Origin of the sequence: Aristaeella lactis (assembly GCF_018118585.1) — a bacterium.
GTDB classification, from domain to species: domain Bacteria; phylum Bacillota; class Clostridia; order Christensenellales; family Aristaeellaceae; genus Aristaeella; species Aristaeella lactis.
The window spans coordinates 2,776,885-2,802,924 of the sequence record NZ_CP069421.1 but is presented as its reverse complement, the minus strand read 5'-3'; the positions used below and the strand labels follow the sequence as shown (position 1 = coordinate 2,802,924).

Genomic DNA, 26,040 nt, shown 5'->3' with positions numbered 1-26,040 from the left:
ATTACTTCTTGTTGGTAATAACAACGTGGCGGTTGGGTTCTTCTCCCTCGGAATGGGTGGTCACACCGCTCGTCTGCTGCAGCGCGTAATGGATAATCCGGCGCTCATAGGGATTCATGGGCTCCAGGCTCACCTTACGGCCGGTGCGCAGGGCACGGTTGGCCATCCGGTTGGCCAGGCGGATCAGGGTATCCTCCCGCTTCGCGCGGTAGTTTTCCGTATCCAGCGTAACGCGGATATAACCTTCACGGCCACGGTTCACTTTCAGGCTGGTCAGGTACTGAACAGCGTCCAGGGTTTCACCCCGGCGGCCGATCAGGATGCCCAGGGTATCGCCGTTGATATAGCCGTACACATTGCCGTCAGCGTCCGTGCCCATATCAATGGTCACGTCCACACCCATCAGTCTGGTCATCTCCATCAGGAACGCATGGGCGATCCCGGCAGGAGAATCAGCGGCCAGCTCCTCAGCGGGGATCATGGTCACTTCAGGCTTCTCCATCGGACGGATCTCGGGCTTTTCGATCTTCGTTTCAGCCTTCTTTTCCGCGGCGGGTTCGGGCTTCTTCTCAGCCTTCTTCTTTTCGGGAGCGGGCTTCTTCTCTTCCACTTTCTTCTCTGCGGGCTTCTTTTCAGGCTTCTTTTCCGGCTCTTTTTTGGCCTTGGCAGGCTTCTTGTCTTCCAGCAAATCCGCCAGGGGATCTTCCTCGGAATCCTTCACCGTCAGGCGAACCTTAACGGGGCGGGAACCGAACAGGCCAAACAGGCCCTTGCTGCCTTCTTCCACAACCTGAACATCCACGTCACCGATGGAAACGCCAAGCTCCTGAAGCCCCAGTTCGATGGCTTCTTCCACTGTCTTGGCGGAAGCTTCATACTGTTTCATTTTACGGATCCTTCCCCGGCCACAGCACTGGCCGCTTTCTCTTTGTTATCCAGAATCTTGTTAATGATCATTGTCTGGGCGGAGCTTACCAGGTTACCGGCCACCCAGTACAGGGCAAACGCGGAGGAATAGCTCAGGCAGATTACCATGGAGAAGATCGGGAAGAACCACTGCATGAATTTGCCGGTTCCCGCTCCGCTTCCCTGCGCGGCAGGCTGCTGTTGGGTTGTTCCCATGAGCTTGGTCATCGCCATCTGGGTGGCTGCGGACAGTACGGGCAGGAGCAGCCAGCCATTGTATTCATTTACAAGGGAGAATTGTGTAATCAGCAGGTTAAAGGTCCATTGCGGATTGGTCGCGATTGCTTTTGCGTAAGCAGCATTCGCAAAGACTGCGCCGGGTTCTTTGATTGTGCCGATCATCGTCTGCAGCGTGGTAACCAGGTTGTTCTGGCTGAAGCTGTCAACTGTCAGCCCCAGATCCTTGATCAGCACCGGCAGGCTGCTCTGGTCCAGTCCGTTGAACCAGGTCACCCACTGATCGGTGGGAATCTGGCGCAGGGTGTTCAGATCCGGCATGCTGGAAGCGAACAGGCTGTCCGGCATCCACAGGTTCTTGATCCACAGCCAGCGTTCCAGTGTCGGAACCTCGTTGTTCAGGATCTGGGTCAGCTGCATCAGCAGTTCCTTGTTGGCTGCCATGCGCATCGCGCCGAAAACGGCGATCAGGATAGGCCAGGTCAGCAGCAGCGGCAGGCAGCTGGACAGGGGATTGATATGCTCTTTTTTATAGAGTTCAGCAGTCTTGGCGTTCAGCTTTTCCTTGTCGTTGGCGTACTTTTTCTGCAGGGCCTGCAGCTGGGGCTGCAGTTTCGTGGTCTTGCGCATGCTCACGCGGCTCTTGATATCAAGAGGCGTAAGCACGAGACGGATCATGACGGTGAAAACCACCATGGACCAGCCCCAGCTCCCGACCCAGCTTCTGATCCAGGCCAGGATGTTGAAAAGAAAGTCATTCATTCCGGGTTATTCCCTCCTTAAAGTAGTGCAGGGATCATCCGGTACGGGATCATAACCACCCTTGCTGAATGGGTTGCAGCGAAGCAGCCGCCAGGCCGCCATCCGCCCGCCCTTCCAGGCGCCGTACCGCTCGATCGCTGTTACGGCGTATTCTGAACAGGTGGGAATATAGCGGCAGGAGGGTTTATGCTTGCGCGGGCTCAGCTCCCGTCTGTAGAAACGGATCAGGAACAGAAGAAAGCGTTTCATTCGGCGCGGTTCCCTTCATCTGAAGAACGTTTCAGCAGTGCGTTCTGCTTTTTCAGCAGATACCGCACATCCTTCTTCAGGTCTTCGAAGGCGGCCTCTGCAGCTGAAGCTCTGGCGACAATAACGTACAGACCGGTTTTCACATCCCCTAAATAGGGCCGGAAGCATTCCCGCAGGCGGCGCTTGATCTTGTTCCGGGTCACAGCGTTGCCTGTTTTCTTGCTGACGGAAAACCCGATCTTCAGCTCCCTGCCCGGGGCAAGAAGCATGACCAGATTACGGCAGGCGACAGAATGTCCTCTACGATAGACATACTGGAACGCCTTGTTTTTCTTCAGCCGATAACGTCTTTCCATTCGTTTTCCTTCCGCTCCGCGCGGAGTATCCCCCGGCGCCGGTAAAACAGCGCCTTTATGAGGAAAAGCCCGCCCATCTTCAACGGGCGGGCCTTATCCACAGTCATACTGAAGCAGGCTTTACGGCGGTAATTACACCGTCAGTTCCTTGCGGCCGCGGCGACGGCGGGCAGCCAGAACCCGGCGGCCATTCTTGGTCGCCATACGGGCGCGGAAGCCATGCACCTTGCTGCGCTGGCGCTTCTTGGGCTGATAAGTACGGAACATGGTCAACACTCCTCACAGATTTAACTCGTTTTGCGGATCCCGGGAGCAGACCCGGTTCCGGGGAACGTCTTACGATGCATGTCCGCAATGAACGGACAGCTAAATAAATATATCAGAATTGTCGAATCCTTGTCAAGCCTTTTTTGGCAAGGATTGCACGCTTCCAATGCTTTACAATACTCTCCACAATATCCTGTGGTTCAGAGAACAACAATACCCTATTGACGACTATTTCAGTCCAAAAGAATGTCATTGTTCATTGTTAATTGTTCATTGTTCATTTGTTGAAGCTTTTCAAAGCTTCAACATAGTCTTCCTTCTCCCAGGGCAGATCCACATCCGTCCGGCCGAAATGACCGTAGGCGGCAGTCTGCCGGTAGATCGGGCGGCGCAGGTTCAGCCGCTCAATGATGGCGGAAGGACGGAAGTCAAACACCTTTGTCACGATCTCCGCCAGCTTGTCATCCGGCATCACACCGGTACCGAAGGTATCCACCAGCACGCTGACGGGTTCCGCCACGCCGATGGCATAGGCCAGCTGGATCTGGCAGCGCTCCGCAAGGCCGGCAGCCACCACGTTCTTCGCGGCATGGCGGGCAGCGTAGGCAGCGCTCCGGTCCACCTTGGTCGGATCCTTGCCGGAGAAGCATCCGCCGCCATGGGGTGCGGAACCGCCGTAGGTGTCCACAATGATCTTCCGGCCGGTCAGACCGGTATCGCCGGTCGGTCCGCCGATAACGAAACGGCCGGTGGGGTTGATCAGGATCCGGGTCTTTTCCGTCAGCAGCTCCTTGGGGATAATGGGCAGGATCACCTGCTCCTTAATTTCCTTCCGCAGCACATCCATATCCACGTCAGCGGAATGCTGGGCAGAAACAACAACGGTGTCCACCGCCACGGGCTTGTCGTTTTCATATTCCACAGTCACCTGGGTTTTTCCGTCCGGATAGAGGAAAGGCAGGGTGCCGTCCTTGCGCACCTGCGTCAGGCGAAGCGCCATCCGGTGGCTCAGGGCAATCGCCAGGGGCATCCTTTCGGGGGTTTCGGTACAGGCATAGCCAAACATCATACCCTGGTCGCCCGCGCCGATATCCGCTTCCTTGTTGTCACCCCGGGTCTCCAGGGCGTCATTCACACCCATGGCGATATCGGGGCTCTGCTCATGGATAGCGGTCATTACGGCACAGGTGTTGCCGTTGAAGGATTTTTCGGGAGAATCATAACCGATCTCGGTCACAACCTTCCGGACAATGGCATTGATGTCCACATAGGAAGTAGTGGTGATCTCACCCATGACGGTGATAATTCCCGTGGTGGCGAAGGTCTCGCAGGCCACGCGGGCAGTGGGATCATTCTCCAGGATGGCGTCCAGCACCGCGTCGGAAACCTGGTCGCACAGTTTATCAGGATGTCCCTCGGTAACGGATTCGGAAGTAAACAGTCTGCGCATCTTTTTCTCTCCTTTTCTGTTCATATAGTCCGCTGCAAAAGCAAACCGCCTGGCTTGCACACAAACCAGGCGGGATTCGATCTCTTCAGACCGTCCTTATCTGTCAGCGCCTCCCATGGGGGTGTGCACGCTGCGGGATTTGGCACCTTGCTCAAGCCGGTTGCCGTGACGTCATCGGGCCCATCCCTCGGTCACTCGTGATAAGGTATTCAGTTGCGGAGCTATTATATCTGTACCCTGTACCCTTGTCAATATATAATATATACCAAAAAGCAGGATCCGTTTCCGGACCCTGCTTTTGATAAACAATTAATTGTTCATTGTTCATTATTTGATCAGTTCGCCCATAGTGCCGTTCACGGCGCAGGCAGCGTTGCTCTCATCCGTGTCGATATGCATCGCCAGGGAGAACTTCTCGCTCACGCGGACCACAACGTCACCGAAGGTCAGGGCGCGGCCGTCGGTATCCACCTTCACGGAAACAACGTCCTTGTCCTTCACGCCGAACTCTTCAGCATCGGCAGGAGTCATATGGATGTGGCGCTTGGCGGCGATCACGCCTTCGGCTACTTCAACCTCGCCCGCGGGGCCAACCAGCTTGCAGGCGCCGGAACCGGCGATGTCACCGGACTCACGTACGGGAGCGGTCACGCCGATGGAACGGGCGTCAGTCAGGGAAAGCTCCACCTGGGTGGCGGGACGGACAGGCCCGAGGATACGGACGCGCTTCAGTGTGTTCTTGGGGCCGACCACGTCCACCTGCTCTTCGCTGGCGAACTGTCCGGGCTGGCTCAGCCAGCTCTTCACAGTCAGCTCATGACCCGCGCCGAACAGGGCTTCCAGGTCTTCCTTGGTCACATGCACGTGGCGGGCAGAAGTTTCAACCAGAATCTTTTTCATGGATATATCTCTCTTTCTGTTATTCTCACGGTTTCCACCTTCCGTTTTGCTTCAGGCAGCCAACCAATCAGGAATTATAGCACGGAGGCACATTATGCGCCAGTGCATATGTGCCTCCATATTGTATCGGTTATTCCATAATCAAAACAACCTTGTCTTTCCAGACAGGACTAGGGATATAACCCAGTCTTGCAGAAAAACATATAATTCTGAATTCTTAATTCTGAATTCTGAATTAGTCTTTGAGTTCGCTGGTGCAGTTCGGGCAGCGGGTAGCCTTGATGCTGATCTCGCTCTGGCAGAAGGGGCACACCTTGGTGGTGGGTTCCGCGGGAGCTTCTTCCTTCTTCTTCAGGTTCTTGGCCTTGTTGGCAGCCTTCACGATGATGAAGAGCACCAGGGCAGTAAGCAGGAATTCAACAACCACAGCCGCGAAGGAGATCAGCGGAGCGGTCCAGGCGGATCCGCCGTCTTCGATCTTGGGCAGGCTCTCAATAATCGGGTTCAGGAAGATTTCCACCACAGCGGTGACAACCTTGTTGAACGCGGCGCCCAGAACAACGGCTACTGCCAGGTCCAGGACATTACCCTTCATTGCGAAGTCTTTGAACTCTTTAAGAAGCTTTTTCATAATTCAGATCCTCCCCGTATTATTATATATGTTTTTTCAATTGTGATCGTCGCAGCCGTTCGTCGTCATCACTTTTTGCTGCCGAAAATGCCGCCGATCGCTTTGCCCAGATTTTTGATCAGGCCGTTTACAATCGTACGGGTTGCGGAGCTGATCGCGGTGTTCTTTACACGGCCGGCAACGGAGTCATTCCGGCGGGCACGCTCAGCCGCTTCTTCACGCAGCTGGTCATTGCGGGCACGGCGTTCAGCCGCTTCCTGCTCACGGGCTTTCCGCTCCGCTTCCTTGGCGGCAGCGGCAGCAGCCTTCTGCTGGGCTTCCAGAGCTTTGGGATCCACAGCCACGGGGGCGGGCACATAGTTCCCGGTCGCGGGATCAAGTACCATGTCCACCATCTGCTGCACATACTGGCCGGTAGCCTGGTCGAGCACCATCACGGGCATCTTCTGGGCCTGGGGCTGCACCTGAATGGTGGGAACAGCCTGCTGGACAGCCTGAACCACGGGCTGCGCAGCCTGCTGCACAGCCTGCACCACGGGCTGGGCGGCCTGCTGCACGGCATTCACGACAGGAGCGGCAGCCTGCTGGACTGCTTCAACCACAGTGCCCTGCTGAACAGCTTCCACCACAGGGGCAGCTGCCTGCTGCACGGCTTCAACCACGGGAGCCGCGGCCTGCTGAACCGCCTCAACCACGGGAGCGGCAGCTTCCTGCACAGCTTCCACAACGGGAGCGGCAGCTTCCTTCACGGCCTCAGCCACAGGAGCCATGCCTTCGACTTCTTTTTCAACATACTGACCGGTGGTAGGATCGAATACTTTGAATGTTGCCATCTTCTCTCTGCGGCGCTCTCCTCCCTGCGCCGTTCCGGGGTCGTTAAGTAAACAGTGACAATGGAGATCAGCTTCCTGCCGCACCTCAGAAATAGTACCACTGGCCGTTTATCAGCTTAAACCGCTGTGGATCCATTTCCTGTACCTGTGGTACCGGCGGTGCAGGCGGTGTCGGCTGTTCCTGAGTTCCGGGATCATCTGCAGGCTCTGCATCTTCATACTTGTCCTTCATGGGACTGGCGTTGATGACCATCCTGCGGATTTCCTGGCTGATCGCACCCATATAGCTTTGCGGGGGTAGAATGGTGGCCCGCTCCACCACGCTCGGAGCTCCGTGCTCATCCAGGAAGGAAACCAGTGCCTCGCCTGTCTTCAGGGTGGTAATGGCTTCTTCTGTATCAAAGGACGGATTCGTCCGGAACGTCTGTGCCGCGACCTTGACCGCCTTCTGGTCCAGCGGGGTGTATGCCCGCAGGGCGTGCTGGATGCGGTTACCCAGCTGGCCAAGGATCGTCATGGGAATGTCCGCGGGGCTCTGGGTGATGAAATACACGCCCACGCCCTTGGAGCGGACCAGCCGGACCACCTGTTCGATCTTTTCCATCAGGGACCGGCTGCAGTTGTTGAACAACAGGTGTGCTTCATCAAAGAAGAACACAACGATCGGTTTATCGGCGTCTCCCCGCTCCGGAAGCAGGTCATACAGCTTCGTCAGCATCCACAGCAGGAAGGTGGAGTACATCGTGGGATTGTTGAACAGCCGGTCCGCGCACAGAATGTTGATCTTCCCCCTGCCGCTGGCCGGGTCCACCTGGATCCAGTCGTTGATATCAATGGCCGGTTCCCGGAAGAATACGTTGCCGCCCTGGTCCTCCAGCACGCCCACAGCCCGCTGGATGGCGCCCACGCTGGCCGCGGAAACATTGCCGTATTCCAGGGTATATTCCTTCGCGTTCTCACCCACGTGGATCAGCAGGTTTTTCAGGTCCTGCAGGTGTTCCAGCGGAATGTTCTCCCGTGCGGCCACCCGGAACGCGATATTCATCACGCCGCTCTGGGTCTCGTTCAGGTTCAGCATCCGGCTCATCAGCAGCGGACCCATGTCCTGCACTGTCGCCCGGATCGGAATGCCCTGTTCCCCGTATACATCCCAGTATTCTGTCGGATAGGAGGTGTATTTGAACACATCCTTCGGCACGCCGCACTTCCCCAGCCGCTTATCGATCGCTTCTGTCGGGGTGCCGTCCATGACCATGCCGCTCAGGTCGCTCTTGATATCGCTCAGGAACACCGGAACGCCAAGATCGGAAAAGCCTTCCGCCAGCACTTTCAGGGAAACGGTCTTGCCGGTACCCGTCGCACCGGCGATCAGGCCGTGGCGGTTAGCCATGGAGGGCAGCAGATACACAGGGGTGCCGTTTTCGCAGGACCCGATCCAGATCTTGCCATTGTAAAGCACCAGTATCCCTCCCATATCCGATTATTGTCTTCTTTTGATATATTTTACACAGTTTCCCTTGTACCGTCAAGATTTTGAGGGGTTTTGCATTGTATTTCCGGTAACAAAAAAGCAGGTGTTTGCGCCAAGGCAAACCCCTGCTTTTTCTTCATTTCCGGCCTTTTATCCTTCGGCTTTCAGCGTTCCCTTCAGGCTCATTGCCTTCTCCAGTCATCCGGTAATGATTTGTGCAGTTTTCTCAGCTCATAAAGCCGGTAAACAAAGATGATAACAAAAAGCGCCGGTGCTATCATTAACAAAAAACCACAAAAACGCCCGAACCGTCTTGTCCTTATATTAGATCTCCTGTAAACATGGTCATCTGCCACAAATTCAAATATCAGGTATAATCCGCCAAATACTGATCCAAAAAACAGATACCCCGGCCATTCATTCGATATGCCATCCATGAATTGGCCACCGCGCTGAGAGGAGATAAGCCAGCCAAGCAGCATTATTCCCAGGACGAAAAGGATCAACGATATACCCAGCTGTTTCCAGATCCAGTCAATTCGTTCCAGGATCTTTTCCTCTTTCCTGTTCATCCTTCAATACCTCTTTCCCGGGTCAACAGGGGCCTCTGTCCGTTATTGCTCAATACTTCCCCCGTCTCCACATTTTATGGTCTCGGAGAGTCTCATGCAATACCTGTTGTCTTTTCCCAGAGAACCTGTCTGGATAATCTGCTTCCAAATCATTATAATTGTGCATCTATAACCCTGTCTCCTTGTCTCGTATCTCCTGTAATTATATTTCATCCATCAACAGAAAATCGGAGTCAACGGGGACGGTTCTGTTTGACTCATTCAGCACTCCGATACATTGTCTTCCCTGAATCGTTCCCTGTCTTCTTGATTCTACAGTGTTATTTCTCCCAGATGTACCCTGTAGCACGGTCCAAACGAAAACCCGAACGAGTTGAAATTCGCTTCATATTTGTCAAATTCCACCACTAGCCAAACATCAAATGTATCATGTGTCTTTTTTTGTTTGGGAACAAAATAGTACAGAATAATCGTATTGGACTCCATGTCTGAACAACCATCAAAGATATCTTCATCCACAAAAATGATCTCTGATTCAGTTGAGTCGAACTCGGGTTTGGCAAAGTAAAACTCAGGATTTTCATCCGAAAGAGTGATAGTACATGACCTGCATTCATACTGATCCGGATGATCTGTCAGCTTTTGCTTCTTGTTTCTGTCCTTAACACCAGACTTCATAAAATATTGGATTACATTCTCGTCCAACTTTGTCTCACTATCTTCTATGGATTCAATTTGAAAAGTTACTGCCTCTTCAGGATTAATCCGGACAGCCTCGCTGAGATCCGCAGTATATGTATACTCATTTCCTATCATGTCCGAGAACACAAATCTGATGTGCGCTCCGGTTATCGCCTGATTCACATCATCGAATAAGTCATTTTGAACGATGATGATCAAATACACGTCATTGCTGATATCCTTTTTTATTTCCACATCATCATATCTGGGTAATTCCTGTCCGCAGCCCCTGTCTATCCAGAGACCTTTATCATCCGTCTCTGAATACAACAGAAGCAGGTCTTCCCGGGTTTCTATCCGGCAATGCGCCCAGAAACGACTGTACTGTTCTGGATTCATATACATTTTGATCAGATCATCATCATTCATTCCAAACTGAGTTTGAACACATGATACTTTTTTTACCTCTATTGGTACATTGATATCATCTTCACTGTATAAAGAACACTGTGCAAGAATATCTTTGATGTGTTTCATTTTTTCTGTTATATCAACTTGTGAGTCCTGCACAAAAATATAATCTGTTGCTTTTCCAACCCAGTTATTCCTGAATTCACCCGCACATTCATATGTTGTTCCTGTTATTCTTGCCTGACACCCTGAAGCATAACAAACTGAACACAAAGCACAGCAAACAATACATAACAACACCAATAACTCTTTTTTCATTTTACACTTCCTCCAGGGATACAGGAGACACGAAATCGTCCCCTGGCTCTTACCATACAGGCAGTTTTACTCCGCATATGGGCTGACCATTCTGGTCGATATACCCTTCCACGAACCCCGTATCTGTCCGCATACATACCTTGGACAGCAGCATTTCATCATATTGCTCAAAGCAACCCGGCATAGCCCAAATATAGTCAGTCACATATTCACCTTTGTTGTTTATGACAGCCCATGCTTCCCCATCCCCTACAAACGCCAGACCGTTTGAAAAACCATCTGCAAGTTCCCATTGAAAGGGGAATACCATATTTCCGTAAATATCCATATACCCATCTTTTTTACCTTTTATTACCACACTCAAACCTTCCTGCTTTATTGGTTCGCCCATATAATGCTGATAATTCACTTTACAAAGGATATTACCGTTTCGATCCATGTATCCCCATTGGTTTATATCGTTTATATCAGTAAAACAAACTGTTTCGTCTGAATCAAAATAATCATCTGTTACCATCTTTTGTAATGGAATAACATATTCGCCCTCTTTGTTGATAAAACCAGACAGATTGTCTGTTTCGACTTTTGCAACCCCTTGGGAGAATGCATATACGTTATCCCATAAAAAAGGAATTACCTGATTACCGTCCAGATCAATAAAACCCCATTTCCCATCTTTTCGTGCCATCAGGGGATCACCGCTTTTAACATAAAAAGAAGATATGTCATCCCATTCCAGCGCAGCGCGAAGTTCACCCTTGCTGTTTAAAATCCCTTTTTTCTCATCCTTCCCCACGATATAGCAATCGTCCGCTTTTCTTATATAATCCCATTCAAAGGAGATCAGAACTTCTCCCGCGGGTCCCAATGCCCCATACTTTCCCTGCGCATCCTGCGCTAAAAGCGAAGAAGATAATTGATCATAATCAAAGTTGATTTTCGAATACCATTCCTGGCACAGGATTCTGCCTTGCGTGTCAATCAAATTATATTGATTGTTACGCTTTACAATTGCTGTTCCACCGACAAAAGGGGATATATCGTCCCATAGCTCTTCGTTAATAACACCATCAAGTGTTACAAAACCAAACTTTCGCTCTTTTTCATATATCAATGTTTCATGATGCATGGTTTTATTGATGGCAGTGCCCATAAAATATAGGGCATCCCATTGATGAACAGGCTCAATCAATACCTCTCCTTTATCTGTAATCGCACCAAGAAGACCATTTTCTTCCACAACAGCTATGTTGAAATAAAAAGGCTTTGCGTTCGTGAACCTTGGCTCAATGAGCACTTCCCCGTTAGTCTTCATAAGTCCGATCAGTCCATCTTTTTCAAAGTAGCATACTTCTCCCTGAGGTGCCCATATATAGGTATTCTCAACAGTTTCGCACCGACAGACAGGGGACCATAAACATATTCCAATCAAAAAGAATATTATGAATCTTCTCATATGGCTAACCTCCTCCGGGGAGACAGAGAACTGTCTCCCGTCCCCTTTATCTCCAGCATTCATGACTTCAGACTGAAAAACCTTGAAGTAAAGAATTGTTGACAGGTCTTCTCCGATATCGCCCTGTTTTCATCAATAATACGACGAACAGTCTCTGGCTTTTTGTTGATTAAGTCTGCCAACTCAATTGTTTTTTGTTTCTCCTGCATCCACCAGCGCACACTGTCTTTAGATTCTGCGTTATACTTTTCTATCTGCTTTTCACACAGATCTGTATTCAAATCAATAATCCTCATGGAGCGCTTGATATCACCCAGTCTGTATGCTTCAAGTGCCAGATCCAGCCATTTGACTCCTTTTTCTCCAAGATATGCTTCGCATTCCATCAGATACAGTTTTTCCATGCTTGCAAAATATTTTTCCACGTCATTATCAAACATAAGTAAAGGATATAAATATGTTCCAAGATATGGTTTCAAAGCTTCATATTGTTTTTTCATAACAAGATCTGCTTTTTCATACGGATCATCCCAGGTGATCACTTGTTTTCCTTCATGTCTTAATACATACATGCCAACCCGCAGGCATGTCTTGAAATAAAACCCGTTCGCCTTTCTTGTCTCTTTTAGTTTTACGGGTTCCTGACTCGTTGCGGCACATAAAACAATATCGTTGAGTGTTCCCCATCTTGTTGAATCGACCTCCAACGACATAACATAACCTATCGAAGGATCATATTTCCAGATTTTCCCTTTATATAGTTTAAACCCATAATCCTGTATATGTTTCAGCATATCAAGATATATTTCTTTCAACACTGGTTTCACAGCAAATCCCCCTGACAGAAAACTGTCCTGTCTGCATCCCCGGTCTCCTGCGCAGTCATTACCACTTACTATTGTTCCAGAAATAAGGACAAACCCATTCTCCTTTTATGTTATATACCTGTACTTCATAATCTTGTCTTTTTCTGCCTATAATATAAACCTCTTTATCTCTTTCAATAATCATGTCAAGGAATTCCCATTGCGGTTTACACACCCATTCTCCCATCTTATTTATTATTCCATAGAGTGACCCCAATTCAGCATATGTATACTCACCTTCAAAGTCTCCAACAGAATCATATTCCGTTTCAAGAATCCATGTCCCATCATGTTTTATCATGCCATACTTTTCTTTGAGTGTATCATAAACCGGAATATATTCCAGCGAACTATAAAGATCAGGGAACCATGAATATCGACTGCTATCCACTTCAAAAAGAACATTCCCCCGTTCGTCCATAAAACCCCATATTTGTTTATCTTCCTCCGAAAAAAGTATGCCCCATTTTGAAAAATGTGTAATTAGGGAAATCGCATCTGTTCTAATTTTATGCAATTCTTCACCGGCCGTATTTATAAAGTAATAAAATAGATCGTCCTCTACAACAGCTTTACCATTGGAAAAATTGTTCGAGCCAATGTTATATATAAACGGAACAGTCAAAACACCTTGTTTATCAAAAAACCCAATTTTATCTTTTCTTCTTGCAAGAATAAGTCCATCGTGATAACCGGTATAATCTATAAAATCACAATCCCCTATTATTTTGGCTAAATCAGATAAGCTGCGCAGTGAACATTTTCCATGTATCGAAGAATCATGCATATATACATATTCTTCGGAACAACGGCCTACAGTTTCTCCATCCGCCTGTATTTGAGCAACAACTTCCCCATTGTCATCAATTTCAATAATATTTTCACCGTCTTCTATTAGTGCTCCGCCTAGAGGCATAGCCGTTACTTTTTCATACCAGCCTTCGGACAGCAAATCTCCGTCAGGGTTGCAGATATTATATTTATTTGTGACAGTATTTTTGATGACCATCAGATTGCCGATAAAATACTCGTATTTGCTGTTGTTCCACTCAGGATCATATTTCACCACTTTACCATTTTTACTGATACAGCCTGCTTCCTCACCTTTTCTGTAAATATACCAACCATACTCTTCAGATGAAGGTAAATATAACCCTTTGGCCATGATTATGCTGTCATATTCTGCCTTTGTAAGTTTAACACCATCTGTATTGATAAGGCCATACCGATCATTTTCCTTATAGATGGCAACTCCGTTTTTATCATAAAAACCGATTACAATATTATCACTTGCATCAGCATAAGCAGAAAGCCCCGACATTAGAAACATTACTAAGCATAGAATTACTAATACTATCTTTTTCATCCTTAATCTCCTATTGCAAAAGCAGGTTGTATTCCCCAGGCATTTATTTTCGAATAATGCCAGAAAAAGGAGATAGTTTTATTCCACATATGGGCTGACCATCCTGGTTGATGCACTCTCCTTACTGGTTGTCCAGTAAAGAGGGTGCACATCACTTTTGCTTTATATTATCATCCAAATGATTGCCCCAAATAATGCATGCTTTCAAGAATATCACCGTGTGTGTCAAAGATGAAACTGTCGCTGGAATCCTCATATTCCTTATCCGCATAAAAAACTCCGTCTGCTTGTGATATGGAGGAATACTCCGGCTTCACAATATATTGTCCATCAGCATCAATGACACCCAGCTTCGGTTCCTCTTCCTCCCCGCAGTTCACAATCGCGTAACCGTTCTCAAACGGTTCAATTGTCTTCCATTCGGGTTTAGAAATTACTTCCCCGGTATCAATGTTCACAACTGCGGCTGCCGGCTGATCTTCTCCGTTATCAAGATAAACAGCCAGAAGCCCGCTTTTCTCCTCAATGCTGTTCGGAAAATATACATTCTGTATCTCCGATATCATTTTGCCTTCCCGGTCATATAGGGTTAGCCGCTTTTTCTCTTCGTCGTAAACAGCGATCTGCACACTTCTTAAGACCCGCAGTTCCTGATTCGAAAGATCCAGAACCGTGCGACCATTCTCATCGATCACCGATTTCCGCTCTCTGTTATATACAACGGCTAAACCATTATGAAACTGCCCCGCTCCATCCCACTGCGGAGAAATGACCCATTCCAGTTCCGGATTCATATAACCGACTTTGCCGTCCTGTAAAACCGCGATCCGGTTCTCTGAGGGTACGGCGATATCCTCAAATTGAAGCGGCAGAAGCACTTTGCCCTCACAGGAAATCATGCCAACCTGCCCTTTTTCACTTCCCTGACCCTTTACGATGATTCCCCAGTCTGTACTGATCATCCAGTCATAAAGATAATCCACTGTAAGCTTTCCAGTGCTGTCAACGATTCCCCAGAGCCCGCCGTCCTTCTGCACGCAGCCTCCGCCGGATGGCAGAGGAATGCAATTGCTCCACGTTTCAGGGAAAAGGGGCTGAAAGTTTTTGTCAAACAGCCGATATCCCTTGTCGGTATAAAGGAAAATCGACCCGTTTATAAAATAGAAATCAGAATTGCGCTCAGCCTGCAGGCCGGTAAGATTTAATTCTTCCTGATCTGGAAACCGGCTCACTGTTCCATCTGCAAACACAACGTACTTTTCACCGTTTTTTCCTTCTGCGTAATATGAACCATATTGTCCGGAATAACCGAGCCCTGGGTGTTCCCGCTCACAGATATAACTAAACTGATCTGATTCTATGAGTTTTTTTCCATTCCGGCTGATCATTCCCCAACTTTCTTCTCCATTCACTGTTTTACAGACCGGAGCCAAGCCATTCTGATCAAAGAAACCAATATAGTCATATTCTGCCGCTGCCAAAACTATTCCAGGCTCCTTCAACAAGCCCAGCTTCCCCTCCGCGTTTCGGTATCGGGCAATTCCATCCATATAGGCGTATTCCTGCTCAGTATCTTCGGCATAGCACACTAGTTCACAAAGTAGAATCAGTATGAGTACAGGTATGATAATTCTTTTCATCTTATCTCCCTCTCAATTATTCATCACAGGGGACAACTCTGTATCTCCTTTTACTCTTACTTTTGTTCTCTGTCTATTATGACGTTTTTTGCTGTCAATTGCTTCCAGTTCTCTGGTTTTTCCCTGTGTTTTTTCGTAAAGAAAAGGCCCTGCATCTGCAGGACCTTGTGATGGAGACAGGGTGGGAGACAGGGGACTGAAAAGGAGGCAGAGAACTGTCTCCTGTCTCCCGTTAAGTAGAAACTCTTTATTCACATAGGTCAATTTCCCCTTTTGTCGCCCATAGTCCAAATTCAATTGAGTCGATACAGTTATAAAAAACCGGTTCATATGAGAGCGGAAAGACCACCTGAGAATCAGACAGCATATTAACAACATCTTCCCTGGATGCGTTTCCATCTCTGACCACCAAATGGATCATAAACTGATTATTCTTCCCAATTTCCTTGTTTGTAAATGCCGGATAAAAGTAATCATGATCCTCGAAAATATAGATTTCTTCACTTCGGGGAGATTCCATTCCGGCATAGCAATAAAATATGGAATCATCTGATGCCGGTTCACACTCCAGCGTAATCTCCCAGCAACTGTATCCATTCCATAAATAAGAACAATGCCATAGATCAGGCGTCTCAGACTCTTCTGTCAGAGGTTCAACAGATACGATTCGTATATGCGATTGAGGATATGAACTGTATTTCCACAATTTCAGTTTGTCATTATATACCATCGCATCCCGGTTGATTGGTGTGTTTATACCGGGATCTGTTACTGGTTTCAGCTCAACGACCTGTTTGTTTACATTGCCTTTCAGTATCATTGCATCAGGTTGCAGCAGCGCATAGACCGCTTCTTCCGGCTCTGTATTCTTATCCACGCTGATTGCAATTGCGATCCTGAACCACATTGTTTCATCGATATTGATTGTATTGGTATCAGATAAAAACGGAGGAATGCAGACATTCACACCATCAATGGAACATGATACTTCTATGTCTTCGAGATCAGGAATATAATCTGATCCATATATCCATCCCAGCAACCAGACAAGTTTATGTTCGCTGTCTGTATAGTCAGAGAAAAACTCTCTTCCAGTCTCATCCATGTTTGGATAATATAACGGCGAATCATCCCATGAATCCAGGCAAAAAGTATATGACACTGGCTTTGCCAGTTTCACTTTTATCGGAGTGCACATCCTTGGCCCGTCAAACCGATCCCCGGCATCAAATGTGTCAAAAGTCCCCGCATACTCCGTTGAATAGGTCACAACCATTTCAGCATTCCGGATGAGGTCAGGAATGGATTCGGTATCATCCGCCAACAGAGTCCCTTCGAAATAGATATCTTTCTCGGTTTCATATAGAAGGTCATACGCGTCAAGCCATTCGAAAGATGATACGCCGCCAACCCCGCCATCCCAGTTAAGGGACAGATAAGATGATAAGGAATAGAATTCTACTGCGCCTATTACTTTGTACGGAGGTTTCCGTTTCTCCTTTCCGTACAGTTTGACACGGTAACACTTTATTCCTGGATGCGTATCTCTGTACATCCTTAGCTTCGTATCAAGATTCCGATCTGATATGTCAATCTCTTCATACTCATATTTGTTGACAGTTATCTCATAGGCTTCCTCATCTGTCTCTGTCTCCATAACTGCATTTTCACTGTCTATATCGCATTCAACTGCCAGTTCTTCACCGCTGTCCTTTTCGCGCAAAACAAACCGGGCTTCCATATACCCGTCACTTATCAGATCCCTGATATAACTGTCATCTACAGGATCCTTCATCCGCATATAGCCAAACCGGTAATCAAAAATATATGGATCAGATGAGGATAATAACTCGACATCAAGAACTCTGTTTTCGTTCGGACCATAGTACAGTATTTCTGTATCTTCTATTGTAAAGCGTTCCTCATCATACTCTACAATAAACCGAAGCCAAACATTCTTTTTGTATTCTTCATATGTACTTTTATATCTGTCGACAATATCATACGAAACAAGCGTCATGTTCACGTTTGCCGGCTGTAAGTCTTCGATATCTTCCGTTTCTGCGCGGCATGCACATAAAGGCATCATAACCAGCATCATCACTGCTGCCAGGCAAATAATCCCTTTCTCGATCCGCATCTGTTTCATCACTTTTTCTCCATTGTAATCATTCATTTCAGCAAATAGTGTCCAAATGTTTTTTGGGTGCAAATCCTCTAATAGTTTCCCCGTTTATTTCAACCTCAACATATACATAATTTGCGTCTAATCCTCCCAGACCAATCATTTTTGTCCCAGCCGGTATTTCTATATACTGATTCTGAGAATAGAAAGGATCCATTGTCAACCATGTGTTTTCTTCAGCTATCAACGGAGTATTATATAATGCTATTTTTGTAATCCTTTGTTCCCTTTTGCTCAAGGATAGCATTTTCTTCGTTATATAGCCCACACAGGAATAATCGTGATCATTTTGATAACCGACAATGTACCATTCATCGTCCAAACAGCCATAATATATAAATGTATCCTGTTTAAATAAAAGAGATGTGTCTATTTCTTTGCTGTTTTTATCAGGGCAGTTATACAAGTGAGTTTTTCTTTTCAAATGCTTGATTTTAATGGCAGTCCCATCCGGAAAATACTCGCTTAAGGATGCCATAATTCTATTGCTCCGGTCAGCTTCTTCAATACTTTTAGGAAACAAATATGGGTTAAAATTCAGCCATGTTTGGTTGTCATAGTATGGTGGAAACCATCTCGTTTCTTCTCCGTTGCATGTAAAGAGAATGCTTTCTCTTCCTTCTCCTTTTGCAATACATATTCCTTTGTCAGTCTGAATCTCCGCTTCATAGAACCAGCAATAATGATCCGTTCCTCCAGCATAGAATCGATAGGTTTCGCCAGGCCAGCCTATTTCAAAGCGTTGTGAATCAATTTTTGTGAGTTTTATTCCTTCATTCATAACCTTTGTTGGATATAGGCTTTTGCGGGAACAAGCTTGTGTAATCCATCCTGCATCCGTTTCCCTTGCAACAAAAAGGATACAGCACTCCCCTTTTGCCAGCATAACCAATGATATATCTGTCGGGTATCCCCTCAATGTATCCTCATCGGCTGTTATCAATTCAAACCCATTAAGTGTCTCTTCTTTCTGAATGAGTAATCGAATCTCTTCTGGCAAATATGTATTATCCATAGATAATGCACATACTATACCAGGTATAAGGATTACTGCTATTAAGCATATACATATCACTTTTTTTATCATGTTTTTCTCCTATTAGTTCGCTGTGCCATCAAGGCATATACAGGACAATTCCGCGTCTCTTTTGCCATTGCTTTTTGTTCTCTGTCTATTATGACGTTTTTTGCTGTCAATTGCTTCCAGTAATCTGGTTTTTCCCTGTGTTTTTTCGTAAAGAAAAGCCCTGCGTCTGCAGGACCTTGTGATGGAGACAGGGGACTGAAAAGGAGACAGCGAACCGTCCCCTGTCTCCTTGTCTCCTTGCGTTCTTGCAAACTGGCTGGGGCACTACATATTATCCTCTGTCTCCACTCTTTAGTTATTGTATATTAACGGTAATTCTATTATAGGCCCAGGCCATCCTGACCCACCACCTTCTTCCCAGTCAATATAGCCAGCATACTCATTTGACAAGCTAATGCTAATCCTCAGTTTATTCATCAATTCTTCTATTTGTGGGTAATTGTTTTTTCGATATAGTAATAAAATATCTTCACAGAAATACTTACCTTTCCCCCAATACACTTGGAAATCGCCGCCCGAATCATCTGTTCCCCATATCATCCAGATATTATCTGTTGGATAAGTCATCCTTCTCCTTATATTGCATATTCCTGCCCCAATCCTGTTCTCAATATAGAATGATATTTTAGTCAACACAAAATTTTCCGGATTCTCCAACAATTCACATTGAACTGCTTGTGGAATATATCTGGAAATATATCCTTTGATATATTCTTCATCGTAGAAATCACTATCAACAGATAATGATTCCTCCTTTATTGATGAAACAACCGCAGAATATGCGTTATCATCCAGTAGCCTTTTTCTTTTTACAGAGTCATCAATATGTATTTTAGCGTTTTGTTGTTCTTCCTTACCAAAAACTATATCACATTCGAACTCTGTATCGTATATAGCAGATTCGACAGCATCTTCGATATATATATCTATCGGATAGACACACAATGCTTCCAACAGCCAGTAGCGCTCAAACATTTCCCCTTCATCTTCCGTATAACCTGTCGAAAAAAACATTTGTCCTTTAGGGAATAGATAACAGTCACCTTGGCAAAAAGATCTGACGTTCATAATCTGAACAATGTTATTCTCTTCATCATTAATTTGATGATTCTCAATCTGAAAACGAAGTAACACCTTATGCATGCTCATGTTCTCTTCGTGTTGTGCTAAATCAAATCCAACATAATCAGTATCCAGAAATTCATATGAGGAGCCGCCTATCGTATATATACTGTTTTTTTCGCCCCAATTGTTCGATGCTGAGAAATCATAACTAACAAGCTTAATTTCCACCGATTGGTTCTCTGTTGTTTCACATATTGATATCGAGTATTGAAATAATAACACCATGGATATTACAATACATAAAACCGTTTTTCTCATAGTACATATCTCCTTTATGCCTTTCTGACATTAGTTACTTTTTTTCTTTTTCTCTTGATCTTCTTTGTAAATCTCAAATTTTTGTATTATTTCCGGATTATTGTATATATAGGAGACAGGGAACTGAAAAAGGAGACAGAGAACCATCCCCCTCTCCATCTCCCAGTGTTTCCTCAATGGTCTCAGGTTCACGGCTTCTGTGCTTCAGCCTTTCCACTAATCTCCTGTGATATTTCAATTACAATATTAAAAGGTATTTCGTTGAACCATTCTTTGCCCTGAATATGTACTGTACAAAAGCTCAGCCATAGGTCACCAGTGCGGATATCTGTTAGCTTTTTATTGGTCAGCAAGTAGTAATTTTCGAGTTTCGCGTTTTTCACCGGACCCCATACAGTCTCCTGACTTTCATCCTCCAGAAACACAACCCAGGAGTCTTCAATTGGTTGTTCCTCATAATCGTATGGCGTTACAGATATATCATCGTTTATACTGATATCTAGCTCAAGCGCATACAAATATGACGGCAAATCGTCTGTATCTCTATCCAATTCGTCATCTACATAGATAATATCATAAGCAGTATCAAGGTTTGGATCATCATCTTCAGTGCATAATTCTGCTTTGTTTAGGCGAACCGAAACCGCCGCTTTATTCAATGGTTGTGCCTTTTTGATATTATTCAAACTAATCTCAACATCCTTATATGTGTAAAATCCGTCAGATTGCAATACGTATACATCAGCATACAGGCAAATATCCCGCATTTTTTCTTCCAATATATCATCCGGATTGTCGGCTTTTTTGTAAACATATTCCAAAACCCATTCATTACTGATCATGGAATTATCTGTATCCGGGTCTTCATTATACAATACTTGCATATAATAATATGGATATATACCTATCTCATTGCTATTGTCTATTCTGATATTTTCAATTGACATGTTCCCGTAATACAATAATCCCCTATTGCTGTATTTTCCTGTTATCTCTTTCAATACTTCAGGTGTTGAAAAATAACCGAGATTGCCGACCCCATCTACCCATGAAGGGGATACGCTAAATAGAATCCATCCCTTCCCCCAATTTTCAGGATGATCATACATATCCTGTAATTCGGATTGCGGCATATCCTGAAACTTCTGGAAGGTCGCATCCAGATCTTCATTATTCCAAGTCGCAGAGTATCCCCAATAAAGAGAAGAAGAGTAATCATATCTTAAAGGGTTAATGCGAGCCGATTCTTCAGCGCATGATGCCACAGGGAAAAGGAAGCATAATAAAATTATAATGATCTTCAAGCAAACAATAATATCTCTTTTCATTTTTCCTCCCGTATTATTTATCATATTTTATATAATGGAGACAGGGGATGGAAAACGCCGAAACACAAAGACATGGCGACTGGAGACAGAGAACCGTCCCCTGTCTTCCTGTCTCCTTCTTAGTCTTGTATGGTAGTCTTATATGGTGCTATAACATGACCTTCTCTATCTATCCAATAAGCATTATATTCTTTGTCGTAAACCACTGTATACTCATCTTCAAAATCATTTGCACTTTGCCATTCTGGCGCAATAACCAAGTTCATATTATAATCATAATATCCATATGCACATTTATCTATATCGTAATAACATACTCGTTCACCAGAAGCTAATTCTCCACCTGGTATTGTAAACAATAGTTCTCCATTAATATCATAATAATATGCATTGTCTGATTCATAATCATAAGCAGTGACAATTCCATCCTGATAGCCAATAGGAATCCTATCATGCTCAAGTTCAAATAAAGTGTTACCAGTCTTATCGAAGCATAACCACTTGTGTTCTTCTGCTTTTACAAAACCCCGTCCTTCCGCAAAAGAAGTCATATCATCTATCGTTCCAATTATGCGAGACCATTGTCTTCCATCTGGATTAATATACCTGACTGTGTTTTCTGAAGACGATTCTTCATCAATCAATATAAGGATATCATCCGATATATATGCTATATCTGCTTTGCTTATAAACGGACCAATCAAAGTAAATTCTGTATTTAAGACATAGTAGTGATAATTCTCGCCATATGTTTTCTGCCACATTCTGAGTATATAGCAACCGTTAACACATGTAGTTATAGCCAAGTCATCCGGAATATCGAAATGTTGATCGTTTATAAAATCCATAAAACGAAAAACTATATTACCATTATTATCTATAAGATATGGATTACCCTCCAAGTCATAGACTAAAGCACGATTACAGTAGAAATACTTGCTTGACTTCTCAGACCATATAGGTTGAACAATTATATTTCCTAATGTATCGATAAATCCGATTCTATTTTCAATCATTATTGAAGCAAGTCCACATTGGTAATCCCAAGCTTTTTCCCAAATCGGTTCTGAAATAATAGATCCAACCTCATTATAAAAACCAATGAGGTGGTCTTTTATCAACATGGCACACCCATTATGAAAATCAGGTGATATATATTCATATTCAGCATCTACAATAGTATTCCCGTTATTATCACATATCCCCATCTTCCCATTTTGTTCAAATTGTTGTAACCCATATTGACCATATGGAGAAAAAAGCTTCTCTCCGTATGCAAAAACTGGTATTATAAGCAAAATAAGTAAAAAACACATTTTTCTCACGACAACCTTCTCCTTTTGACTTCTGCATATAATATTGGAGACAGGGAATAATATGTAGTGCCCCAGCCAGTTTGCAAGAACGTGGAGGAGACAGGGGACGGTTCTGTGTCTCCCGTCCCTTTCTCCCATGGAGGGAACTTATCAATCCCCTGTCACTTGTATCTCTTGTGCCTAAATGCTTAAGGGGCAAGCTCCATAATGCCATCAAGACTGATAAGCGGCAGGTCTTTCAGCGTCTGAAGGTTTTCTATAGGGTTTCCTGCCAGATACAAATATTCCAGTTTCTTCAGTTTGCTCAGTGGAAATACATCAAAAATGTTATTATTTCTCACATCTAGCCAAATCAAATTCTCCAGTGCAGATATAGGATCCAGATTGTCTATTCCATTCCCTGCCACAGATAATTCCTCCAGTTTTTTCAGAGTGCATAGAGATTCAATATCTTTAACAGCCGTATTGGATAAAGATAATGCTTCGAGTTTTTCAAGGGTGGATAATGGAGTTATATCTGATATTCCCTTGTTTCCTTCAATATATAACACTTTCAGATTTATCAACTCTGAAACAAAAGAGATGTCTGATAATTCATTCTCTGAAACATCAAGAAACTCCAAATCACGCAAAGATGCTATTGGATTCCCATTCCTGATGCTATTGCCAGATAACCCAAGGATTTGAAGATTGGTTAATGAATTGAGGAAATCTATGTTTACAAGGTCAGCATCACATAGATTAAGCACTGTTAGATTTCTTAAGTCTTTTATAGAACTATAATCTTCACAAGTGACACCGGAATCAATAGTTAATTCCTGTACATTGGGAAAGAAAGAAAAAGCGTTTTGAGGAATAGTATTCAAGCCATCCTCATCATATAGGATCTCCAAATACAAGCATTGTTCATATTCAGCGGTATTCCCATCACGTATTGCCGTAATAATATCATCTGCTGTTTCAAACATTTCGCCTACCCGATTATCGTCTGATAATGATATTACTGGGGAAAAAATAATACTACTAATGATAAACAATATTATAAGGGTTTTTGTTTTCATAGCTTAATTACCTCACTTTTACTGGGCGACAGGCGGACGGGCGACTGGGAGCAGCTCTGTATCTCCTTTTACTCTTACTTTTGTTCTCTGTCTATTATGACGTTTTTTGCTGTCAATTGCTTCCGGGCAGCTGCTTTTTTCTAGTTTGGAGTCAACAGCGACTGTCCTGTTTGACTCATCCAGCACTTCGATACCTTCATATGGCACAGGGGTTACAGCATGCCGCCGTAACCCCTGTACTTATACCCACCTCAATCAATCATCGAAGATATTATAGCCTTAAATTCTTTTGTCTTTGAGAATGTCTTCACCAGTTCCTGCAGTTTTGTGCCATTGTTCAGTTTTTCGACCCAGGTGTTCAGGTCTTCCTGATCAGCTTCACGGCCCATGTACACCCTATATAGGATTTTCACAATCTCCTCGCTATCCAGGTTCCTGTTCTCGAATTCCTCAGAAGAGAAGAAGCTGTTAGCCACCTGCTCCGGCGTCATCTGTCCACTTGTCAGTATCTCGGCCCAGTTGGTCAGGCCGTCCTGGTCCACTTCCCTGCCCAGAATCCGTGCATAACAACGGCGGATAAAGTTTTCCGCTTTCTCCTTTTTGATCGTACGCCTGGCAGACGTCAGGATTCTCGGGTTATCCGCTCCGTTATTGCCGTTTCCTGTTTCGTTTGCACTCTCGACCTTCACCGAACCGGGTGTGATTCCGTATTCCCTGCAGATCCGTTGGAATTCATTGGACGCGCAGAACCCATTGATGGCTGCCCCCACAGGCTGACCATCCTCCAGTTTCGTAACCCAATATTCCTTGCCTTTGGCATCAGAACCGCGTCCCAGCATGGCTTTGTACAGGATCTCAACAACATCAGAGCAGCTGTAGTTCTTGTTTTTGAACTCGTTGCTCCCCACAAAACCGTAGATAATCTCAGAAGCGGTCTTTGTCTTGTTCCTCAGGGCTGTCGTCCAGTCCGCGAATCCCGCGGCATCCGGTTTCCGGCCCAGGATGATGCTGTAGCACCGGGTCACAAAGGCTTCCACCTTGTCTCCCGAATCAACAATAACCGTGCAGCTTGCTGTTTTTGTACCGTCTTCTGACATTGCGGTGATTGTTGCCTTGCCGGCCGCAACAGCAGTCACCTTACCTCCCGCGTCCACCGTTGCAACGCTGTTGTTATTGCTGCTCCAGATGAATTTACCGTTAGTAGCATAGGCGGGAGTAACCGTGGCAAACAGCGTTTCCATGGCGCCTTCTGACAGTGTCAGTTCGGCCTTGTTCAGTGTCACACCCAACACAGGTACAGAGCCTTCTCCATTAGGAGAAACTGTAACCACACACGCGGCAGTCTTTCCGCTGTCCTCAGTTGTCACCGTTATCGTTGCGCGTCCAGGCGTCACAGCCGTTATCTTTCCGTTTGAATCCACTATCGCAATTTCCGGATGATCACTATCCCATCTGATATTCTGATTCCCCGCATAGAAAGGAGATATTGTTTCTGTCAGCTGCTTATTCTCGCCCGCGGTCATATCCAGCTTGGTATAGTTCAAAGAAACACTTTCAACCGCCACCGGAATGAGCCTGACATTTTTATCCACGGCGAAGTATTCCTCCGGGATATATCGGCTCCAGCCATAGGTTTTATCATCCTCAAATCTTGTTTCATCCACAATCAGTTTGATAAGGGCAGGACATTTACTTATATCCAGTACCGTTATTTTGTTTTCGCTGCAGTTGAAATAAGCCAGTTTGGGATTTTTACTCACGTCCAGCGTTGTCAGCTGATTACCGTTGCACCAGATTGAAAATATGGTTCCGTTGTTTTCTGTGTTCAGTTCGGTAAGCTGATTATTATAGCAATACACGCCCCATAGGTCAGCGCATTTGCTGATATCCAATGCTGTCAGCTGGTTGTCATTACATACCACAGTTTTCAGTTTTGTGTTGTTGCTTAAATCCAGTTTTGTCAGCTGGTTTTCCCTGCAGTCCAGCTGCGTCAGTTCCGGATTGTGGCTTAAATCCAGCTCCCTAAGATTATTATGCAGGCAATCCAGTTCCTGCAGATTTGCATTCTGGCTCAGATCAATAGATGTTATCGGAAGATACCAGCAGGTCAGTTTCTCCAATAAAGTATTTTTGCTGACATCCAGAGATGATATATTCGTCCGTGAACAGTTTAGCAATCTCAGTTTTGTACATTGACCCAAATCCAGCGATTCTATGGGACATCCATAACAATTAAGCTCTTCCAGATTCGTATTTGCCCTCAGATCCAAAGACGTAATGTCTATATCCATGCAGCGAAGCTCTTTGA

Annotated in this window: 23 protein-coding genes and 1 riboswitch; all 23 genes read right to left on the bottom strand. The window is 45.5% G+C overall.

Annotated elements, in window-relative coordinates; genetic code table 11:
* Position 1: 1 nt before the first annotated feature.
* Positions 2-886: an RNA-binding cell elongation regulator Jag/EloR gene (gene jag / locus JYE50_RS12695; protein ID WP_084096440.1), complete on the bottom strand. Its 885-nt coding sequence runs from the start codon at positions 884-886 to the stop codon at positions 2-4.
* Entirely contained in the window at positions 883-1,905 is a 1,023-nt protein-coding gene (locus tag JYE50_RS12690) for a YidC/Oxa1 family membrane protein insertase (RefSeq protein WP_084096438.1), read from the bottom strand. Before JYE50_RS12690 ends, jag begins: the two co-directional genes overlap by 4 nt.
* A 6-nt stretch (positions 1,906-1,911) precedes the next feature.
* Entirely contained in the window at positions 1,912-2,154 is a 243-nt protein-coding gene (yidD, locus tag JYE50_RS12685; protein ID WP_084096436.1) for a membrane protein insertion efficiency factor YidD, read from the bottom strand.
* The gene (gene rnpA / locus JYE50_RS12680) at positions 2,151-2,510 is read right to left on the bottom strand and encodes a ribonuclease P protein component (protein ID WP_084096434.1); all 360 of its coding nucleotides are present in this window, start codon (positions 2,508-2,510) and stop codon (positions 2,151-2,153) included. Before rnpA ends, yidD begins: the two co-directional genes overlap by 4 nt.
* 132 nt (positions 2,511-2,642) lie before the next feature.
* A complete protein-coding gene (gene rpmH / locus JYE50_RS12675) occupies positions 2,643-2,777 on the bottom strand; it encodes a 50S ribosomal protein L34 (RefSeq protein ID WP_084096432.1) in 135 nt (44 codons plus the stop codon).
* A 277-nt stretch (positions 2,778-3,054) separates the two neighbouring features.
* Positions 3,055-4,227, bottom strand: coding sequence for a methionine adenosyltransferase (gene metK / locus JYE50_RS12670; protein WP_084096430.1), 1,173 nt, complete (start codon positions 4,225-4,227; stop codon positions 3,055-3,057).
* A gap of 93 nt (positions 4,228-4,320) precedes the next feature.
* Positions 4,321-4,434: riboswitch (SAM riboswitch) on the bottom strand.
* Positions 4,435-4,554: 120 nt separating this feature from the next.
* Positions 4,555-5,127, bottom strand: a complete 573-nt coding sequence (pduL, locus tag JYE50_RS12665; protein ID WP_084096429.1) for a phosphate propanoyltransferase — start codon at positions 5,125-5,127, stop codon at positions 4,555-4,557.
* Between the two features lie 235 nt (positions 5,128-5,362).
* Positions 5,363-5,758, bottom strand: a complete 396-nt coding sequence (gene mscL / locus JYE50_RS12660; RefSeq protein ID WP_084096427.1) for a large conductance mechanosensitive channel protein MscL — start codon at positions 5,756-5,758, stop codon at positions 5,363-5,365.
* 68 nt (positions 5,759-5,826) lie between these two features.
* On the bottom strand, positions 5,827-6,591 hold the full coding sequence (locus JYE50_RS12655; RefSeq protein ID WP_084096425.1) for a hypothetical protein: 765 nt from the start codon (positions 6,589-6,591) through the stop codon (positions 5,827-5,829).
* Positions 6,592-6,676: 85 nt separating this feature from the next.
* Positions 6,677-8,050, bottom strand: a complete 1,374-nt coding sequence (locus JYE50_RS12650) for a helicase HerA-like domain-containing protein (protein ID WP_283399234.1) — start codon at positions 8,048-8,050, stop codon at positions 6,677-6,679.
* A gap of 194 nt (positions 8,051-8,244) precedes the next feature.
* Complete coding sequence (locus tag JYE50_RS12645; protein WP_084096421.1) at positions 8,245-8,634, bottom strand: hypothetical protein; 390 nt, start codon at positions 8,632-8,634, stop codon at positions 8,245-8,247.
* 312 nt (positions 8,635-8,946) lie between these two features.
* The gene (locus JYE50_RS12640; RefSeq protein WP_084096419.1) at positions 8,947-10,044 is read right to left on the bottom strand and encodes a hypothetical protein; all 1,098 of its coding nucleotides are present in this window, start codon (positions 10,042-10,044) and stop codon (positions 8,947-8,949) included.
* 49 nt (positions 10,045-10,093) lie between these two features.
* Positions 10,094-11,500, bottom strand: coding sequence for a WG repeat-containing protein (locus JYE50_RS12635; protein WP_179138382.1), 1,407 nt, complete (start codon positions 11,498-11,500; stop codon positions 10,094-10,096).
* A 59-nt stretch (positions 11,501-11,559) separates the two neighbouring features.
* The gene (locus tag JYE50_RS12630) at positions 11,560-12,327 is read right to left on the bottom strand and encodes a hypothetical protein (protein WP_084096415.1); all 768 of its coding nucleotides are present in this window, start codon (positions 12,325-12,327) and stop codon (positions 11,560-11,562) included.
* Between the two features lie 58 nt (positions 12,328-12,385).
* On the bottom strand, positions 12,386-13,732 hold the full coding sequence (locus JYE50_RS12625) for a WG repeat-containing protein (RefSeq protein ID WP_084096413.1): 1,347 nt from the start codon (positions 13,730-13,732) through the stop codon (positions 12,386-12,388).
* Between the two features lie 170 nt (positions 13,733-13,902).
* Complete coding sequence (locus tag JYE50_RS12620; RefSeq protein WP_084096411.1) at positions 13,903-15,372, bottom strand: WG repeat-containing protein; 1,470 nt, start codon at positions 15,370-15,372, stop codon at positions 13,903-13,905.
* A 247-nt stretch (positions 15,373-15,619) separates the two neighbouring features.
* Positions 15,620-17,521 (bottom strand): hypothetical protein, encoded by a 1,902-nt coding sequence (locus JYE50_RS12615; RefSeq protein ID WP_084096409.1) that lies wholly within the window; start codon positions 17,519-17,521, stop codon positions 15,620-15,622.
* Positions 17,522-17,549: 28 nt separating this feature from the next.
* Positions 17,550-18,644, bottom strand: coding sequence for a hypothetical protein (locus JYE50_RS12610; protein WP_084096407.1), 1,095 nt, complete (start codon positions 18,642-18,644; stop codon positions 17,550-17,552).
* 291 nt (positions 18,645-18,935) lie between these two features.
* A complete protein-coding gene (locus tag JYE50_RS12605) occupies positions 18,936-20,027 on the bottom strand; it encodes a hypothetical protein (protein ID WP_084096405.1) in 1,092 nt (363 codons plus the stop codon).
* Positions 20,028-20,215: 188 nt separating this feature from the next.
* A complete protein-coding gene (locus JYE50_RS12600; RefSeq protein ID WP_084096403.1) occupies positions 20,216-21,355 on the bottom strand; it encodes a hypothetical protein in 1,140 nt (379 codons plus the stop codon).
* 119 nt (positions 21,356-21,474) lie between these two features.
* Entirely contained in the window at positions 21,475-22,671 is a 1,197-nt protein-coding gene (locus JYE50_RS12595; RefSeq protein WP_283399237.1) for a WG repeat-containing protein, read from the bottom strand.
* A gap of 188 nt (positions 22,672-22,859) precedes the next feature.
* Entirely contained in the window at positions 22,860-23,732 is an 873-nt protein-coding gene (locus JYE50_RS12590) for a leucine-rich repeat domain-containing protein (RefSeq protein WP_084096399.1), read from the bottom strand.
* Positions 23,733-23,983: 251 nt separating this feature from the next.
* Positions 23,984-25,852: a DUF4214 domain-containing protein gene (locus tag JYE50_RS12585; protein ID WP_179138380.1), complete on the bottom strand. Its 1,869-nt coding sequence runs from the start codon at positions 25,850-25,852 to the stop codon at positions 23,984-23,986.
* Positions 25,853-26,040 lie beyond the last annotated feature (188 nt).